The sequence below is a fragment of the Acinetobacter zhairuonensis genome (genome assembly GCF_022601715.1).
Lineage (GTDB): Bacteria > Pseudomonadota > Gammaproteobacteria > Pseudomonadales > Moraxellaceae > Acinetobacter.
The window spans coordinates 56,093-72,647 of sequence record NZ_JAKVIM010000016.1 but is presented as its reverse complement, the minus strand read 5'-3'; the positions used below and the strand labels follow the sequence as shown (position 1 = coordinate 72,647).

The following is a 16,555-nucleotide window of genomic DNA, read 5'->3' as shown; positions in this document are numbered from 1 at the left end:
ATATAGGATGAAAGCTGCTCGTTTTTATGATCGAGGGGATATTCGGATTGAGGATATTCCAGAGCCGCAAGTGACTGCTGGAACAGTCGGGATTCAAGTGGCGTGGTGTGGTATTTGCGGTACAGATTTACATGAATTTATGGAAGGGCCTATTTTCATTCCACCTTGTGGACACCCACATCCTATTTCAGGTGAATCAGCACCTGTAACAATGGGACATGAATTTTCAGGCGTGGTTTATGCAGTTGGTGAGGGTGTAGATGATATTCAGATTGGACAACATGTTGTAGTTGAACCCTATATCATTGCAGATGATGTGCCTACTGGTCCAAATGACAATTATCATTTGTCTAAAAACATGAACTTTATTGGGCTGGGTGGACGTGGTGGCGGCCTATCAGAAAAAATTGCTGTTCAACGACGTTGGGTGCATCCTATTTCGAATGATATTCCGTTAGATCAGGCAGCATTGATTGAACCGTTATCTGTTGGACATCATGCTTATGTTAGAAGTGGTGCAAAAGCTGGTGATGTCGCATTGGTAGGTGGAGCAGGACCGATTGGCTTACTGTTATCTGCTATTTTAAAGGCCAAAGGTCTTACAGTGATCATTACTGAACTCAGTGCAAAACGTAAAGAAAAAGCGATTGAAGCGGGCGTTGCAGATTATGTACTTGATCCATCACAGGTCGACGTTGTCACTGAAGTGATGAAAATTACGGAAGATCGTGGGGTCGACGTTGCTTTTGAATGTAGTAGCGTCAATAAAGTGATGGATACATTAGTTGCAGCTATGAAACCAACAGGTGTGGTGGTTATCGTATCCATTTGGAGTCACCCAGCAACGATTAATGTGCATAGTGTGGTGATGAAAGAGTTAGATATTCGCGGCACAATTGCTTATGTAAATGACCATCAAGAAACGATTCGTTTAGTAGAGCAGGGCAAGATTAATTTGGAGCCATTTATTACTCAGCGCATTGCATTGGACGATTTGGTTTCGAAAGGATTTGAAACGCTAATTCATAATAATGAATCAGCTGTAAAGATTATTGTTCATCCTTAAATTGACGTTCAGCATAAGGCTAAACAATCTGTATTTATGCATTTTGTTTAGCCTTTATTGTTTAATATATGTTGGTTAAGGTATTAATAAAGATAAGTAATCTATTATAAAAGTGGATTGTGGTTTAATAAATATGATTGGTCATCATAGATATATTTATTAGAACTATTCAAAAGCTCTTCCTGAGTGAAGTTTTGGTCAAATAAAGATGTTATTGGGTTTTAAATTCTAGAGTTTGAACATACTTTTGCTTTGTTTATCGATCAAGGCTCTTAACAGAGCATGTGATGCCGTCAGTAGCAGATACACGGGCAACGGGGTGAAATACACAATATTGATATCATCACGCTGATGCACCAGCCTAAAGTTGTTCACTATTTTATTTAGTTAAAAAAGGACTACAAAACTTGTAGTTATTCAATGTAGATAAATTAAAAATAATTCAGGTTAAAGCTTAACGAGAAGAATAACGGATAGGGAAATATCCTGCAAAAATAGTATGAGTTCAGGTATTTGGTATTGGTGGTTAGGCTATATATCATTTTTTAAAAGCCAGTAACGAACTCAATTGATCTTGAAGATTTTATGGTTTAGCTTATGAAATTAGGGGGATTGATTATTCCCTTAAAAAATAATTTACCTTTCATCAACTTCAAAGCTGTGAATCCATCGTTTTATTGTAGATAACTGTAGGTATCGACATTCATTTATGGAATATCGATACCGCTGGATGTTGGCTATGACGATACCTCCACAAAGTACTCGGCAGAAAATACCCACAGGTGTATGGGTACTCGGTTTTGTCAGCATGCTTATGGATATCTCTTCGGAAATGATTCATAGCTTATTACCAATCTTCATGGTCACAGCACTCGGCACCAGTGTGCTCGTAATTGGTTTAATCGAGGGGTTGGCTGAAGCAACCGCACTTATTATTAAAATATTTTCAGGGGTTATCAGTGATTATCTGGGAAAGCGTAAATGCTTGGCTGTGATCGGCTACGCTATGGGAGCGCTGACTAAACCGCTATTTGCTGTTGCCACTACGACTGGTTTAGTAATGACAGCTCGGCTGTTAGATCGCACTGGAAAGGGGATTCGAGGTGCTCCGCGCGATGCTTTGATGGCTGACATTGTGCCAGCGCAAATACGGGGTGCTGCGTTCGGTTTGCGACAGTCTCTTGATACAGTTGGTGCATTTCTCGGTCCATTGCTTGCAGTTGGCTTAATGTTACTCTGGAACAACAATTTCCGTGCAGTATTCTGGGTGGCAGTGGTACCAGGATCGCTGGCAGTCGCACTACTTTTCTTTGGCGTGCATGAGCCAGAAAGCCCGCAGACTAATAAACGTAGCAATCCAATCAAGCGGGAAAATTTGAAACGTTTGGGTGTTTCCTATTGGTGGGTGGTGGGCATTGGTGCAGTGTTTACCTTGGCTCGATTTAGCGAGGCATTTCTGGTTTTACGTGCACAGCAAGGTGGCATCCCAGTTGCATTTGTACCTTTGGTCATGGTGATGATGAATATAGTCTATGCCTTGTCCGCCTATCCATTTGGAAAGTTATCCGATCATATGAGCCACAAGGCATTACTGGTACTTGGACTCATATTTTTAATTGCGGCTGATCTGGTGTTGGCAATGAGTGATCATTGGAGTGTCGTGTTGGCAGGTGTTGCTTTATGGGGTGTACATATGGGAATGACGCAAGGTTTACTGGCGACCATGGTTGCCGATACTGCTCCAGAAGACTTGCGCGGCACAGCGTATGGTTTTTTTAACTTAGTTAGTGGATTGGCTATGTTGTTGGCGAGTGTGTTGGCTGGGCTGTTATGGGATCAACTCGGGCCATCTTTTACGTTCTATACAGGCGCGATGTTCTGCATTATTGCACTGATAGGATTGGGCTGGCAGCCAATTTTCAAAATAGTAAAAAAATAGCGGGGTTATGTGGTTATGCTGTTTATAGTCGCTTATCAAAAGTATAGAGTTTTTATTAAGACTGTTGATATGATAATTGTTGCCTACATGATGGTTGCAATATAAGTTAAGCTAAATATTTAATAAAAAGGGCTAAATTAATCGATTTAGAGATTTAGAATATAAAAAATAATACAGCAATTTTATTGAAAAGATTCATTATTAACAGATTTTCTGATACGTAAAAGCTCAAAAATCAATGTGGTTTGATTTATATTGATTGATGAAATGAATTTGGAGAAGAGTATTGCGTTTAGCTCATTATAAGTCTCTGATAATTATATTACTTATTTTGGTAACGAGCTTTGTTACATATCGCTGGTGGCAGGGACCTCTATTATCTGGTTATGCAGTTGTATCTGGTCCACTGGTTCAGACGGTAGTCGCATCAGGACGGGTAGAGACGGTATCGCGGGCGCAGATTGGTAGTGAAATTACAGGAGTTGTCCTTGAACGATTTGTTCAAGAGGGGGATCGGGTTTCCCGAGGTGATTTGCTCTTGGTACTGAAATCGGATGAAATTTCAGCGCAGGTGCGACAGGCAGAAGCAGAATTGATTGAACTTGCGACCAGCAAACGTCCGCAAGCTGAAGTCGATCTGGCGAATGCCAAAGTTCAGCTTGAACAAGCCAGCCGTGAAGCAGTGCGGAGAAAGAGTACAGAATTAGGCATATTGTCGGCTGAGGAACGAGAGAAATCGATAGAGGCAGAAAGACTCGCACGTAATAATTTGGAATCAGCTCGATTAAAAGCAGCGGCTTTAGCCAAAGGTAATGTTGAAGAGACCATGTTGCGTGAACGACTAGCCGCATTACAAGCTCAACTTGCCAAGACCAAAATTCGTGCTGAAGTCGATGGTATCGTTTTAACCCGTAATGTAGAGCCAGGGGATTTGGTACAACCAAGCCAGACACTCTTCACTATTGCACTGGATGGTGCTACTGAAATTCGAGTACCCTTTGATGAACGCAATTTACCCCTACTGGCTTTACAGCAAAAAGCGGCAGTCATTGCGGATGCCTATCCAGATCAACCATTTCCTGCGCAGATTAACTTTATTGCCCCGAGTATTGATTCGCAGCGTGGCACAGTAGACGTTCGATTAACAGTTGATCCAGTACCTGATTATTTACGTCAGGACATGACAGTATCGGTGAATGTTGAAACCAACAAACGCGAGCGAGCACTGGTCATTCCGAATGATGCTTTAAGCAGTATAAGTGGAAAACGCGCCATGGTTATTTTAGTAAGAGATGGCAAAATTCAACGTCACCAAATTACACTGGGTTTACGTGGTTTGGTCATGTCGGAAGTTATTTCTGGATTGAAAGAGGGCGATCAAGTCCTTGCCGATGCAGAATCAGCGCTTAAAGATGGTACACGAGTCCGCATAGAGCACAAAAAACGTGTATTGCACAATCAGGCGGATCAGACAGATAGCAAAAATGAATTACCGGTGAAATTCGATTGAAAAACATTTTTGGGCGACTTTGGACAGAGTGGACCATCGCAATCAGTTTTTTGCGAGAGGGTCGTGCACAGTCCGTTATGATCACAGTCGGTGTTGCCGTTGGGGTCGCGGTGATTGTGTTCATTAGCGCGTTAATTCATGGCTTACAATCGAATATTGTGGAGCGTACTTTAGGAACGCAAGCACATATTCGGTTGCTCTCACCAGATGAGGTCAACCAGATTGTGCCACCAGTAACTGGAACGCTTCAGTTATTACAAGAAGATAAGCGGGCGCAGCGCTTGCGTTCGATTAACAATTGGCAACAGATTACGGAGACTTTAGATCAGTTACCCGTATTGACTGCTGTTTCCCCTGTGGTCTCTGGTCCAGCATTTGTACAGCGCGGAGATGCGATTGAATCTGTTGCATTGGTTGGTATTAATCTTGAACGTTATCAACAGATTATTCCGTTAAAGCAATATATGCTGAGTGGTCAATTACAGGTGAGTGCGGATAATGTATTAATTGGTCGCCAATTGGCTAAAGATTTGGGGGTGCAAGTCGGGAGTAAACTAAGGCTTGATACTGGGCAACAGAAAAATGCCGTGGTGAATATCTCTGGAATATTTGAACTCGGTGTGCGTGAATTGGATGCACGCTATGTTTATCTGGATTTGAAACAGGCGCAATCTTTGCTCAATCTGCCAGGTGGGGTCACCGTGATTGATCTGACGATCCAAGATATTTTTCAGGCCGATCAAATCGCCGCTCAAGTCGGACGCCTGACGTCATTAAAAGCTGAAAGCTGGATTGAAACCAATGCCCAATTAATGAATGCGATTACAGCACAGAGCCTTTCGACCAATATGATTATTGTTTTTGTTGCGATTTCAGTCGCTTTTGGCATTGCCAGTGTCATGTCGGTGAGCGTGGTGCAGCGCACACGGGAAATTGGGATTTTGCGTGCTACGGGGGCGACCCAATCGCAGATTTTAAGAGTGTTCTTGTTTCAAGGGGCAATTTTTGGGCTGCTCGGTTCGATTTTAGGGAGTGTAGTCAGTTGTGGTTTAGTCTGGGTATTTAATCAGTTTGGTCCACGCTTGTTTCATATTTCAATATCAATCCAGCTTATCCTCTTGGCAGTATTATTGGCGACATTGACGGGTGTGTTGGCTGCGGCAGTCCCATCACGTAGAGCTGCTGCATTAGACCCTGTGGAGGCGATTCGTCATGTCTGATCAGTCTCAGGAAGTATTGCGTTTAGAGGCATTACGAAAATCTTATAACGTTGGGCAACCCAATGAAGTGGAGGTGCTGCACGGTATTGATCTATGTATTGAGCGCAATGATTTTGCCGCGCTCATAGGTCCTTCAGGTTCAGGTAAAAGTACTTTATTGAATATTCTGGGCTTATTAGATCAGCCAAGCAGTGGCGAGTTGTACTTGCTCGGTCATGCCACAAGCGGTATGGATGATGTCAGACGGACTGCGCTGCGGGGGAGTAGCATCGGTTTTGTGTTTCAGTTCCATCATCTTATACAGGCATTTACTGCTTTAAATAATGTCCTGATGCCGTTAATGCTGAAGCAGGGTAAGCCTGATCAATCTGCACTGCAATATGCCCATGAATTATTAGCCGCAGTAGGATTGGAAAAATTTGCGGATCGTAAACCAAATGAGCTTTCTGGCGGACAGCAGCAGCGTGTGGCAATTGCTCGAGCGCTGATAACCAAGCCAGCATTACTGTTAGCCGATGAACCGACTGGAAATCTGGATACTCAAACGGCTGCGGAAATGTTTGAATTATTTCGCAAAGTACATCGTGAACATGACTGTGCCGTGTTGTTGGTCACGCATGATCCAAGATTATCGGCAACGTGTGATAGAACCATTAATCTGGTGGATGGGAAAATTCAGAGTGATTCCAAAAATGAGATAAACTCAGTGTGATTGTGAATCACGCTTCTGGGAAAAGCAGTTCAAAGCAGATGCCTTCTGCGCTATTGACTGCCTGATACATCCCTTGATGAAGCGTCATAATGGATGCCACAATGGATAGTCCTAAACCGCCAGTTTGATGATGACTTTGTCTGCTGGAATTGCACTGATAAAATCGCTCAAAGATATGCGGCAAATGCTCAGAGGCAATCTCTAAACCACTGGTGATTACAGATAATGAAATCATATGCATGTTATTAATCATCTTTCGTTGGCTCACCACAAAAATGCTTCTGTGATTGCCGCCGTGGATCAGTGCATTTGATATCAGATTATACAGCGCTTGTTGTAACAGTTCAGAATCTGCCCATAACTCAGTCGCTTCAAGCCTGAATACAACATTGCAGTCTTGCTCTTCGGCTTGATATTCGAAAATACTGCAAAGATGTTCTATGAAGGGCTGGAGTTGAATCCTCTGCTTGTTTAAGCCAACTTTATGCGCATCTGCGCGGGCGAGAAATAGCATACTGTCAATCATTCGTTTTAAGCGCTGATAATCCTCCAAGTTGGAAATCAAGAGTTCCTGATATTGTGCCGGATTGCGTTCACTCATGAGTAAAATTTCGGTTTGCCCAATTAAATTATTCAAGGGGGTTCTAAATTCATGCGCAATGTCTTCAGAGAAACGACTCAGTTGGCTATACCCCATTTCAATACGGTCGAGCATGGCGTTGATATCGGATGCCAGTTGTTCAATCTCTTGAGGGGGATGGGTCAGATTGAGTCGCTGTTCAAGTTGCTGAATATTAATCGCATGGGTTTGTTCCCGCAGGGTTCTTAATGCCTTCAATCCCAGATGGCTAGCAATGGCACAGAGGATGAGAATCGCCAAGATTCCTGTGAATACATAGAGGAAAAGACGCTTTTGAAAAGGTGCAATGATGGCTAAACGTTCAGACCACTGTTTGCCTGCAATTAATACATAAGGTTGCTGATTGATTTGAATGGTTTTCCACGCAATACGGGTCGGGTAAGCATGTGCTGATAAATCACGGAATTGAATTTTGGGCTGATGAGTAAACTCAGGCAGTGGAATAGCAAGTGGATTGATATTAATCAGAATCTGATCGCCCTGAATCAATAAAAACAAATTATCCTGATTTCCCAACATGTTTTGATACAGCTTCGGGCGCGCGATAATCTGTTCAATATTGCGACTGTCTTGCAGCAATATTTCCAGTCGCTCAATTCGCTCTACCAAAGCTCGATCTTGCTGGGCAATTAAAATCTGGTTGATGCCTAGATAAGTCATAAATGCGACAGCGCACAAGACCATGGCAGCGCACAATGTGACCAACAGGGTTAATCGAAGTTCTAGGGAGCGAATGGGTTTGAACATTATGCTTCAACCGAAATTTTATAGCCCAAACCACGAACAGTATGAATGAGTTTTATATCATGACCTTCATCAATTTTGCTGCGCAAGCGGCGTACGGCTACATCAATAAAATTTGTATCGGTATCAAAATTGATATGCCAAACTTCGGAAGCAATTTGCCTGCGCGTAATTATTTCATTTGGATGCTGTAGCATAAAACGCAATAGATTAAATTCCTTTTTGCTGAGTTCAATCAGTTGCTCATTACGCCAAACTTTATGATGGATTAAGTCCATTTTTAAGTTGCCAATCCATAGCTCATTTTCCTGAACATACTGTTGCCGTCTCAGCAGACTTTTAATCCGTGCGAGTAATTCAATATAAGAAAAAGGCTTGGCCAGATAGTCGTCGGCACCCAGTTCCAGACCTTTGACCCTATCAATAATCTGGTCTTTAGCGGTGAGAAAAATCACGGGTATATGGGAAAATTGACGTAAGACTTTTAATACTGCCCAGCCATCAATATCGGGCAGCATCACATCTAATATGACTAAAGTGTATGGATGCATCTTGAGTTTTTCCAAGCCTTCGAGCCCTGAATGGACACATTCAGCCGCGTAGCCAGATTCATTTAAGCCCTTCACCAGATATGAGGCGATTTTCACTTCATCTTCGATAATCAGAATACACATTTTGTTCAGACTCTTTTTGAAGATGACAACTTTGTAATGTGATTGTCATGCTTCAAATTATTTAGGTTGTATAAGATTTTTAAAACTTAATTCAGGGCAATTATGATGAACCAACTTAAAGGGCTTGTTTTAACAGTAATGCTGATGAGTAGCAGTACTTTTGCACAAACCGTTCAATTGAATCAAGTTTATTCACTCGATTCCAAAGCTGCACAAACCCTTGTTGATGCTGCGGTGGCTGCATGTCAAAAAATACAGCACAACATTGCTGTAGTAGTGGTGGATCGGGGAGGAAATACCTTGATAGCGAGCAGGCATGAAACGGTGGGACCTCATAATTTGGGGGCTGCCGAGAAGAAAGCTTATACCGCTTTATCAACCAAAACAGCAACCTTGTTGTTAAGTCAAAATGCCCATGAAAACAGTGATGCAAAAAATTTAACCACCGTATCGGATTTACTGTTGTTAGGTGGGGGTGTACCTGTTCGTTATGAAAATCAGGTGGTCGGTGCAATTGGCGTTGCGGGCGCAGGAGGTGCCAAAAATGACCAATATTGCGCTGAAGCAGCCATTCAATCTAGTTTTAATCATTAAGGATTCCATCATGTTAAAGCAATTTTTACCACTCTCTACGCTGTTATTCACTTCAATGGCTTTTGCACAAAATAACCCGTTAAGTGTGCATGTGTTAAATCTAGAAAATGGTTTACCATCTGCCAATGTTGAGGTGGTGCTTGAAAAGAGTTCAGGCAATCACTGGGTCAAGCTGAATCAGCAATTTACGGGAGCGAATGGTCGTATTACGGCACTGTTTCCTGAAAATCAGCAGTTAGAGCAAGGGATTTATAAGGTCACGTTCAAAACTGGGGATTGGTTCAAAAAGCATCATCAGAACACTTTTTTCCCAGAAGTCCCTGTCATTTTCAAAGTCGATGGCAGTGTTAGTCACTACCACATTCCCTTGTTGTTAAGTCCTTATGGATATTCGACCTATCGAGGTAATTAATCTTTAAAAAGGCTGATACAAAATCAGCCTTTTTCTTTGCAGATCCAACGGTTTTAAAAATTCGTATTGAATAGGAAAACCAAACTTATGGGGGCTAGGTTAAACATAAGTAAAGAACTCAATAGGTTAAGCATTGAACAGTGGGGGGAAGGATACCCAGATTAAATTCACGCTTTGTTCACAAGGGCGTCGTGTATTTTGAAAAAAATATGATGAATAGGTTGAGTAATGCAAAATTTCTTTAAAACATCCCTAAGCTGTGCCGCAATTATCTGTGTTAGTTTATTCTCATCATTGTCAGCTCAAGCTGAAGTATCCAAGCCGCAAGCCGTCAGTGAAATTGATATTCATCAATATGTTGGACAATGGTACGAAATCGCGCATTTGCCCATGTACTTTCAGCGTAATTGTGCCAGTAACACGACTGCAAATTATACGCTTAACTCAGATAAGACGCTTGGTGTCCTAAATAGCTGTCGTACGAAAACGGGTGAAACCATTTCATCGCAGGGTGTCGCTTATCCGCAAAATGTTGGTATGAGTCAGTTAAAGGTCAGTTTTTTACCTGCTGGCTTAAGATGGATTCCTTTTACCAAAGGTGATTATTGGATTTTAAGAGTGGATCCTGAATATAAGGTGGCATTGGTCGGTGGTCCTAGCCATAAATATTTATGGATATTGTCACGTAGTCCACAAATTGACGAAGCGACCTACCAATCTTACCTACAAACAGCACGTCAATATGGTTATGATGTGACTAAATTAGTAAGAACAGCACATCCAGAATAATACGTGAAATGGACAGGTGGTTTTTCTAGTGTGCTATGAAACTTATGGGTGAACTTCACATAAATTTCATATCCTGCTACATAAAATGAAAGGCAAATATAAAAACTCAAAATGCGGAAGAAACAATGTTCAAATTTTTTCTACGCTGGATGGACAGCTGGTCGGGTGAAGTCAAAACTCAAACAGTGCAGCCAGACAGTCCTCCTAAAGACTTAAACATCCAATGGCTGCGTATTTCGCCTTTCATTTTATTGCATCTTGCCTGTCTTGCCGTGTTTTGGGTGGGTGTGTCTAAATTTGCCGTGCTGTTCATGTTGGGATTTTATCTGATCCGAATGTTTGCGATCACGGCTTTTTTTCATCGCTATTTATCCCACAAAACTTTTCAAACATCTCGCATTGTCCAGTTTGTGTTTATTTTAATTGGCACAATGAGTGCACAGCGTGGTCCTTTATGGTGGGCAGCGCATCATCGTTACCATCATCGATTTACCGATACCGAACAGGATCCGCATTCTTCTACGCATGGTTTTTGGTATAGCCATGTCGGCTGGTTTTTGAATGATCAGAACTTCAACATCCGTAAAGAAGTGGTGAAAGATTGGTTGAAATATCCAGAGTTAATCTGGTTAGACCGTTTTAGTCTGCCTGTGGTTTTAGTTACGGCAGCGGCTATTTATGGCTTAGGTGAATGGCTGGCTGTAGCGTATCCGCAGTTGGCTACCTCAGGGCCGCAATTACTGGTGTGGGGTTTTGTCATTTCAACCGTGTTATTGATTCATGCCACGCTGTGTATTAACTCTCTCGCGCATTTATATGGTTCACGCGATTTTGATACCCAAGATCAGAGCCGCAATAACTTTTTCCTGTCGATGATTACCTTGGGGGAAGGTTGGCATAACAATCACCATTTTTATGCAGGCAGTACTCGTCAGGGGTTCTATTGGTGGCAAATCGATGTGACTTATTACCTTTTAAAAGTGATGTCATGGTTCGGTTTGGTTTGGGGCTTAAAGCCCATTCCAGCGCGAGTGTATGCAGCCAGTCATCGAAATGCATCATCCCTTTACATCCATCCAAAAAAATTAAAAAAGGAAGATTTTTCATGAAGATTGCGATTATAGGCTCGGGTATTTCTGGACTCTATGCGGCATGGAAATTATCTGCACAGCATCAAGTCACAATCTTTGAAAAAAATAGTTATTTTGGCGGGCATACCGATACCCATCATTTTCAGATTGAAGGTCAGACTCTTGCTGTAGACAGTGGGTTTATTGTATTTAATGATTTTAATTACCCTTTGTTTAGTGAAATGCTGGCACAACTCGGGGTAGAGAAACAAAGCAGCGATATGAGTTTTTCAGTCAATAATGTTGTGACGGGACTCCAATATAATCCTTCAAAAAAATGGTCGCTACTCAAGCGTCCACAAAACTTTTTGAATCAAAAGTTTCGGCGCATGTTGTTAGATTTATATCGCTTCTATCAAGAGAATAAAGACCAATCCGTAATTGATTCTGATCCTGAACTGACCATCGAAAGTTATTTAAACCAACATCATTACTCAGAAGAGTTTCGACATGAGCATCTCTATCCCATGTGTGGTGCCTTGTGGTCAACCCCCGTCGATCAGGTGGGACAAATTCCTTATAAGTTTGTGGTGAGTTTCTTCCAGCATCATCGCATGTTGCAGTTAAAGGAAAGACCACAATGGCAAACGGTCAAAAATGGCTCAAATAGCTATATTCGGGCAATTCGGCAGCAATGTCCGAGCATTCAGTGGGAACATCTTGCGGTGCACAGCGTCAGCCGACATTCCGATTATGTCGAAGTACAAACAGATGCAGGTCTACACACCTTTGATTGGGTTGTTTTTGCCAGCCATGCCGATGATACGTTGCAATTATTAGAAGATCCGACTGATTTAGAAAGAGAGATTCTACAAAACTTTGATTATCAAAATAATCGCATGGTCGTTCACCATGATAGCTCGATTATGCCGAGGCAGCGTTCGCAATGGGCAAGTTGGCATGTCCATGTCACAGCAGATGAAGAAGCTGGTGTAGATTTAGCTGTAACACAATATAGTTTTAGCTACTGGATGAACAACTTGCAGAATCTGCAATGTAAAACTCAAATTTTTGCCACGTTAAATCCGAATATGAAAATTGACCCAGCCAAAATCTTGGTGCAACGACATTATCGTCATCCTGTGTTTGACCAAAAAGCGATACGAGCTCAAGCACGTTGGCAGGAGTTGCAGGGACTGAATCGGACTGCATATTGTGGTGCCTATTGGGGCTGGGGCTTTCATGAAGATGGTGCTCGCAGTGCGGCACGTGTTGTCGATTATTTAGCGAAATTATCTTGATATGAGTCATGGAGCTTACAGATGTTGAATACTCCGCTTGCAATTGCCGAGGCCAGCATCCGTCATCGGCGCTATATGCCGAAGGCTCATGCATTTGAAGCTAAGTTGAATTACTTGTGGTTTGATCCTGATCAACTTGAAAGCATTACGGATCAGTCTCCGTTTTGGTCTGCCCATCACTGGAATATCCTGAATTTATATAGTGCTGATTTTTTAACAGATTATCACGGTAGTCTCAGACAAAAAGTCGAGCAGGTGCTGGCTCAGCAAGCCGAGTTCGAGTTATTGGCGGACTGGCAGATTCGTATTCTGGCTTTGCCTCGCTGTCTGGGCTTTCGCTTCAATTCAGTGGTGTTTTATTTCATTTTTGATCCGCAACAGCAGCAGCCGATTTTTATTCTGAGTGAAATTACCAATACGCCTTGGAATGAACGCAAAGTGTATGTGCACGACTGTCGTCAGCCACTGCAAGCACATGGTGATTTTAAGGGGTATGAGTTTTGTTTTGAAAAATCATTTCATGTCTCGCCGTTTATGCCCATGGAGCTGGATTATCGCTGGCGATTTAACTTTTCAGACACACTGAATGTGATTCACATGCAATTGTTTGAACAACAAAAACAGCTATTTGATGCCACCATGCGTTTTCGTTTGTGTCCCATCACATTTCCTTCACAGCAACATCATTATGCTCTGAGATATAGTTTAGAACCTTTAAAAATGATGGCTTCAATCTATCTACAAGCCTTTAAGTTATGGTGGAAAAAGGTGCCGTTTTATCGGCACCCGAAGAAAAATAAGGATTAACATGTCATGATGAAAGCATTTCTTTATGGTGAGCAAGCATCACTGCCATTTTTACTCAGAAGTTTACTGAAGTTACGTCATGGACAAATCAGCTTTCGTGGTGTGTGGAATGGTACAGTCGGAGAGATTTCAGATTTGCATGCGGTAGTGGAGGTGCATAATCCGGAAGTCATGCAATTAATATTCAAACAAGGCGTGTTAGGCGCGGCTGAAGGCTACATTCGTGGCGACTGGAAAAGTGATGATCTGGTCGAGCTGATTCAGATTTTGGCGCGTAATCGAGATGTTTTAGATAAAATTAATCAAAATGCCGTGGCGCAGCTCAGCCAGTTTGTACTCAAAAACTGGTACAAAAGTCGCAGGAATACCCTCAGTGGTAGCCGTAAAAACATTGCGGAACACTATGACTTAAGTAATGACTTTTTTAAGCTCTTTCTTGATGAATCCATGATGTACTCCAGTGCGGTGTATGAACATGCCGACATGTCACTTGAAGCTGCATCGGAATTAAAGAAAGAGCTGATTTGTCAAAAATTACAACTTAAACCTCTTGATCATCTGGTCGAAATTGGCAGCGGATGGGGTGGTTTTGCAATTTATGCGGCTCAACATTATGGTTGTAAAGTTACCACCATCACCATTTCTCAGGCGCAATATGATGAAGCGGTGGCTCGTGTGCAGGCTGCGGGTTTAAGTCACCGAGTCGATGTACAGCTTAAAGATTATCGCTTGCTGGAAGGTAAATACGATAAATTAGTTTCGATTGAAATGATTGAAGCGGTGGGTGAGCAGTATCTTCCGACCTATTTTAAAAAGTGTCGCGATTTACTTAAACCGCAGGGTCTGGCACTCATTCAAGCCATTACCATCGAAGATGCGCGCTATGAAAAAGCACTGAGAACGGTTGATTTCATCAAACGCTATATTTTCCCAGGTAGCTTTATCCCTTGTATTAGCGTGCTCACCGAGAGCGCCTCGGAACAGAAGTTAAGGTTGAAACAGTTGGATGATATTGGGCTGAGTTATGCACAGACCATTCATCATTGGCGTGAGCGTTTCCTGAATGCGAAACAACAAGTTTTACAGCTCGGTTTTGATGAAAACTTTATTCGCATGTGGGACTTCTATTTATGTTATTGCGAAGGCGGCTTCAAAGAGGGCGTGATCAGCGATGTACATATGTTGTTTGAAGCCAGCAGTTACTAATTCGACAGATCAAGACAGGGGAAGATGATGTTCGTAAAGCTTACAATCTTGAACCTCGTGATTATGTTGTGTTGTTGGGTCTGGGCAACCTTCAATCGCCGAGTCGGTATTGTGGATGTCGCTTGGAGTGGCTGTCTGGCTTTAAATATTATCCTGACTGCGATTTTTGTTGATGTCGCTCCCATGCCGATCCGCCTATTTATTGGCGTTTTAAGCGGTCTTTGGTTTATCCGATTGAGTGCCCATTTGTTAAGACGTTATCTTGCTGAACATCAGGAAGATACACGTTATGCCAATATGCGCCGTGCCATGGGTAAATTTCAGCATCTTGGTTTTCTGCTGTTTTTTATTTTTCAGGCTGGGTTAGCCCTCTTGTTCTACGTGCCGATGTGGGCACTGCTGACTGCTCCGCAACAGGATTGGAGTACAGCTTATCCCGTGTATTTGGTTGTTGCAGCACTTATCTTAATCCTGGCTTTTGCAGGTGAAAGTATTGCAGATCAGCAACTCTATCGCTTTAAGCAGCAACCGCAACATCGTGGTCTAACCATGGATCAGGGGCTGTGGCGTTATTCTCGGCATCCCAACTATTTTTTCGAATGGATGCATTGGTTTGTTTATCCCATTTTAGGATTGGCAGCAGGACTCTATCTATTGTGGATCTATCCCGTGCTGATGTGGTTGTTTTTGTATTACATCACTGGCATTCCCTTTAGCGAACAACAAGCACTTAAAAATCGGGGACAGAATTATCTCGATTACCAACAACGAACATCAATGTTCATTCCGTGGAAACCCAAAAAGTAGGTACGCACATGGATTATATAATTCAGAAATCATTAAAACTGGTAGAAAGTGGTTTTATTCCTGATCAAGCCATTCGCGCAGCCATTCGTGGCCTAAGTAAAAAACGTCTGATTCAAGAGGGGCGTTACGATCCTGAGCAGGCAGCACAGCGTTATATGGATGTGTTGAATATGCTCAAGCAGAGTGAAATCGCGATAGCAACCGATAAGGCGAATGAACAGCACTATGAATTGCCGACGCAATTTTTTCAGGCAGTGCTGGGCAGACGCCTGAAATATAGTGCCTGCTATTTTCCCCATGAAACAACCACATTGGATCAGGCGGAAGAGTTTGCTTTACAACTGTATAGTGAACGCGCCAAGCTGCAAGACGGGCAACACATTCTGGAACTCGGCTGCGGTTGGGGATCATTCACTTTATGGATGGCGGAACGTTACCCGAATGCACTGATTACCGCAGTTTCTAACTCCAAAACACAGCGTGAACATATTCTAAAGCAGGCAAGAATTCGTGGGCTGTTGAATCTTGAGGTACTCACGTGTGATGTGAATGTTTTGGAGCTGAGTCATCACCATTTTGATCGGGTCGTTTCGGTCGAAATGTTTGAGCACGTTCGAAATTATCAGCGACTCTTTGAAAAAATTAATGGGTGGCTCAAGCCAGATGGTTTATTGTGGTGTCATATCTTCTGTCACCGTTTCTTGCACTATCCCTTTGAAATTAAGTCTGAATATGATTGGATGTCTAAATATTTCTTTACTGGTGGACTCATGCCTTCAGTATCGACCTTTTTACATTTCCAAGAACATTTAGAACTGGAACAGCATTGGCAGTGGTCAGGTCAACATTATGAAAGAACAGCCAATGCTTGGTTAGAAAATATGGATGCGCAGGAAAGTGAGTTGCGACCTATTTTTCAGCAAACCTATGGTAAAGACGCTGATGCTTGGTGGCAACGCTGGCGAATCTTTTTTATGGCTTGTGCTGAATTGTTTGGTTTTGAACAGGGTCAAGAATGGGTCATTGGTCATTTCTTATTGCACAAAAAGACTCCTTGATGAAGG

The 16,555-nt window shown here is 42.4% G+C and carries 16 protein-coding genes; 14 read left to right on the top strand and 2 right to left on the bottom strand.

Annotated elements, in window-relative coordinates:
- Nucleotides 1-7 precede the first annotated feature (7 nt).
- From MKI85_RS13035 to MKI85_RS13015, 5 genes are all read left to right on the top strand, one after another.
- On the top strand, nucleotides 8-1,066 hold the full coding sequence (locus tag MKI85_RS13035; protein WP_241628209.1) for a 2,3-butanediol dehydrogenase: 1,059 nt from the start codon (nucleotides 8-10) through the stop codon (nucleotides 1,064-1,066).
- Nucleotides 1,067-1,805: 739 nt separating this feature from the next.
- Nucleotides 1,806-3,005, top strand: coding sequence for an MFS transporter (locus MKI85_RS13030; RefSeq protein ID WP_241628208.1), 1,200 nt, complete (start codon nucleotides 1,806-1,808; stop codon nucleotides 3,003-3,005).
- 286 nt (nucleotides 3,006-3,291) lie between these two features.
- Entirely contained in the window at nucleotides 3,292-4,515 is a 1,224-nt protein-coding gene (locus MKI85_RS13025; protein WP_241628207.1) for an efflux RND transporter periplasmic adaptor subunit, read from the top strand.
- A complete protein-coding gene (locus MKI85_RS13020) occupies nucleotides 4,512-5,735 on the top strand; it encodes an ABC transporter permease (RefSeq protein WP_241628206.1) in 1,224 nt (407 codons plus the stop codon). Before MKI85_RS13025 ends, MKI85_RS13020 begins: the two co-directional genes overlap by 4 nt.
- Entirely contained in the window at nucleotides 5,728-6,447 is a 720-nt protein-coding gene (locus MKI85_RS13015; protein ID WP_241628205.1) for an ABC transporter ATP-binding protein, read from the top strand. Before MKI85_RS13020 ends, MKI85_RS13015 begins: the two co-directional genes overlap by 8 nt.
- A gap of 7 nt (nucleotides 6,448-6,454) precedes the next feature.
- Here the strand turns inward: MKI85_RS13015 and MKI85_RS13010 are convergent, their stop codons facing one another.
- Entirely contained in the window at nucleotides 6,455-7,837 is a 1,383-nt protein-coding gene (locus MKI85_RS13010; protein ID WP_241628230.1) for a heavy metal sensor histidine kinase, read from the bottom strand.
- Nucleotides 7,834-8,505 (bottom strand): heavy metal response regulator transcription factor, encoded by a 672-nt coding sequence (locus MKI85_RS13005; protein ID WP_241628204.1) that lies wholly within the window; start codon nucleotides 8,503-8,505, stop codon nucleotides 7,834-7,836. The genes MKI85_RS13010 and MKI85_RS13005 overlap by 4 nt, the downstream gene beginning before the upstream one ends.
- Before the next feature lie 105 nt (nucleotides 8,506-8,610).
- Between MKI85_RS13005 and MKI85_RS13000 the strand changes: the two genes are divergently transcribed.
- The 9 genes from MKI85_RS13000 to MKI85_RS12960 all read left to right on the top strand — a co-directional run bounded on the left by MKI85_RS13000 (nucleotide 8,611) and on the right by MKI85_RS12960 (nucleotide 16,549).
- A complete protein-coding gene (locus MKI85_RS13000) occupies nucleotides 8,611-9,099 on the top strand; it encodes a GlcG/HbpS family heme-binding protein (protein ID WP_241628228.1) in 489 nt (162 codons plus the stop codon).
- 10 nt (nucleotides 9,100-9,109) lie between these two features.
- Nucleotides 9,110-9,511 (top strand): hydroxyisourate hydrolase, encoded by a 402-nt coding sequence (gene uraH, locus MKI85_RS12995; RefSeq protein WP_241628202.1) that lies wholly within the window; start codon nucleotides 9,110-9,112, stop codon nucleotides 9,509-9,511.
- A 228-nt stretch (nucleotides 9,512-9,739) separates the two neighbouring features.
- Nucleotides 9,740-10,300 (top strand): lipocalin family protein, encoded by a 561-nt coding sequence (locus tag MKI85_RS12990; RefSeq protein ID WP_241628200.1) that lies wholly within the window; start codon nucleotides 9,740-9,742, stop codon nucleotides 10,298-10,300.
- A gap of 125 nt (nucleotides 10,301-10,425) precedes the next feature.
- On the top strand, nucleotides 10,426-11,409 hold the full coding sequence (locus tag MKI85_RS12985) for an acyl-CoA desaturase (RefSeq protein WP_241628197.1): 984 nt from the start codon (nucleotides 10,426-10,428) through the stop codon (nucleotides 11,407-11,409).
- Nucleotides 11,406-12,671, top strand: a complete 1,266-nt coding sequence (locus MKI85_RS12980; RefSeq protein ID WP_241628196.1) for an NAD(P)/FAD-dependent oxidoreductase — start codon at nucleotides 11,406-11,408, stop codon at nucleotides 12,669-12,671. Before MKI85_RS12985 ends, MKI85_RS12980 begins: the two co-directional genes overlap by 4 nt.
- A gap of 21 nt (nucleotides 12,672-12,692) precedes the next feature.
- Entirely contained in the window at nucleotides 12,693-13,478 is a 786-nt protein-coding gene (locus tag MKI85_RS12975; RefSeq protein WP_241628186.1) for a DUF1365 domain-containing protein, read from the top strand.
- Nucleotides 13,479-13,484: 6 nt separating this feature from the next.
- Entirely contained in the window at nucleotides 13,485-14,684 is a 1,200-nt protein-coding gene (locus MKI85_RS12970; protein WP_241628184.1) for an SAM-dependent methyltransferase, read from the top strand.
- Nucleotides 14,685-14,711: 27 nt separating this feature from the next.
- Nucleotides 14,712-15,491, top strand: a complete 780-nt coding sequence (locus tag MKI85_RS12965; protein ID WP_241628182.1) for a DUF1295 domain-containing protein — start codon at nucleotides 14,712-14,714, stop codon at nucleotides 15,489-15,491.
- A gap of 8 nt (nucleotides 15,492-15,499) precedes the next feature.
- The gene (locus tag MKI85_RS12960) at nucleotides 15,500-16,549 is read left to right on the top strand and encodes an SAM-dependent methyltransferase (protein WP_241628180.1); all 1,050 of its coding nucleotides are present in this window, start codon (nucleotides 15,500-15,502) and stop codon (nucleotides 16,547-16,549) included.
- The last annotated feature ends 6 nt before the right edge of the window (nucleotides 16,550-16,555 follow it).

Coding starts and splice junctions, on each gene's coding strand:
- MKI85_RS13035 (WP_241628209.1), top strand. CDS start 8: ATGAAAGCTGCTCGTTTTTATGATCGAGGGGATATTCGGATTGAGGAT.
- MKI85_RS13030 (WP_241628208.1), top strand. CDS start 1,806: ATGACGATACCTCCACAAAGTACTCGGCAGAAAATACCCACAGGTGTA.
- MKI85_RS13015 (WP_241628205.1), top strand. CDS start 5,728: ATGTCTGATCAGTCTCAGGAAGTATTGCGTTTAGAGGCATTACGAAAA.
- MKI85_RS13005 (WP_241628204.1), bottom strand. CDS start 8,505: ATGTGTATTCTGATTATCGAAGATGAAGTGAAAATCGCCTCATATCTG.
- MKI85_RS13000 (WP_241628228.1), top strand. CDS start 8,611: ATGAACCAACTTAAAGGGCTTGTTTTAACAGTAATGCTGATGAGTAGC.
- uraH (WP_241628202.1), top strand. CDS start 9,110: ATGTTAAAGCAATTTTTACCACTCTCTACGCTGTTATTCACTTCAATG.
- MKI85_RS12990 (WP_241628200.1), top strand. CDS start 9,740: ATGCAAAATTTCTTTAAAACATCCCTAAGCTGTGCCGCAATTATCTGT.
- MKI85_RS12985 (WP_241628197.1), top strand. CDS start 10,426: ATGTTCAAATTTTTTCTACGCTGGATGGACAGCTGGTCGGGTGAAGTC.
- MKI85_RS12980 (WP_241628196.1), top strand. CDS start 11,406: ATGAAGATTGCGATTATAGGCTCGGGTATTTCTGGACTCTATGCGGCA.
- MKI85_RS12975 (WP_241628186.1), top strand. CDS start 12,693: ATGTTGAATACTCCGCTTGCAATTGCCGAGGCCAGCATCCGTCATCGG.
- MKI85_RS12970 (WP_241628184.1), top strand. CDS start 13,485: ATGATGAAAGCATTTCTTTATGGTGAGCAAGCATCACTGCCATTTTTA.
- MKI85_RS12965 (WP_241628182.1), top strand. CDS start 14,712: ATGTTCGTAAAGCTTACAATCTTGAACCTCGTGATTATGTTGTGTTGT.
- MKI85_RS12960 (WP_241628180.1), top strand. CDS start 15,500: ATGGATTATATAATTCAGAAATCATTAAAACTGGTAGAAAGTGGTTTT.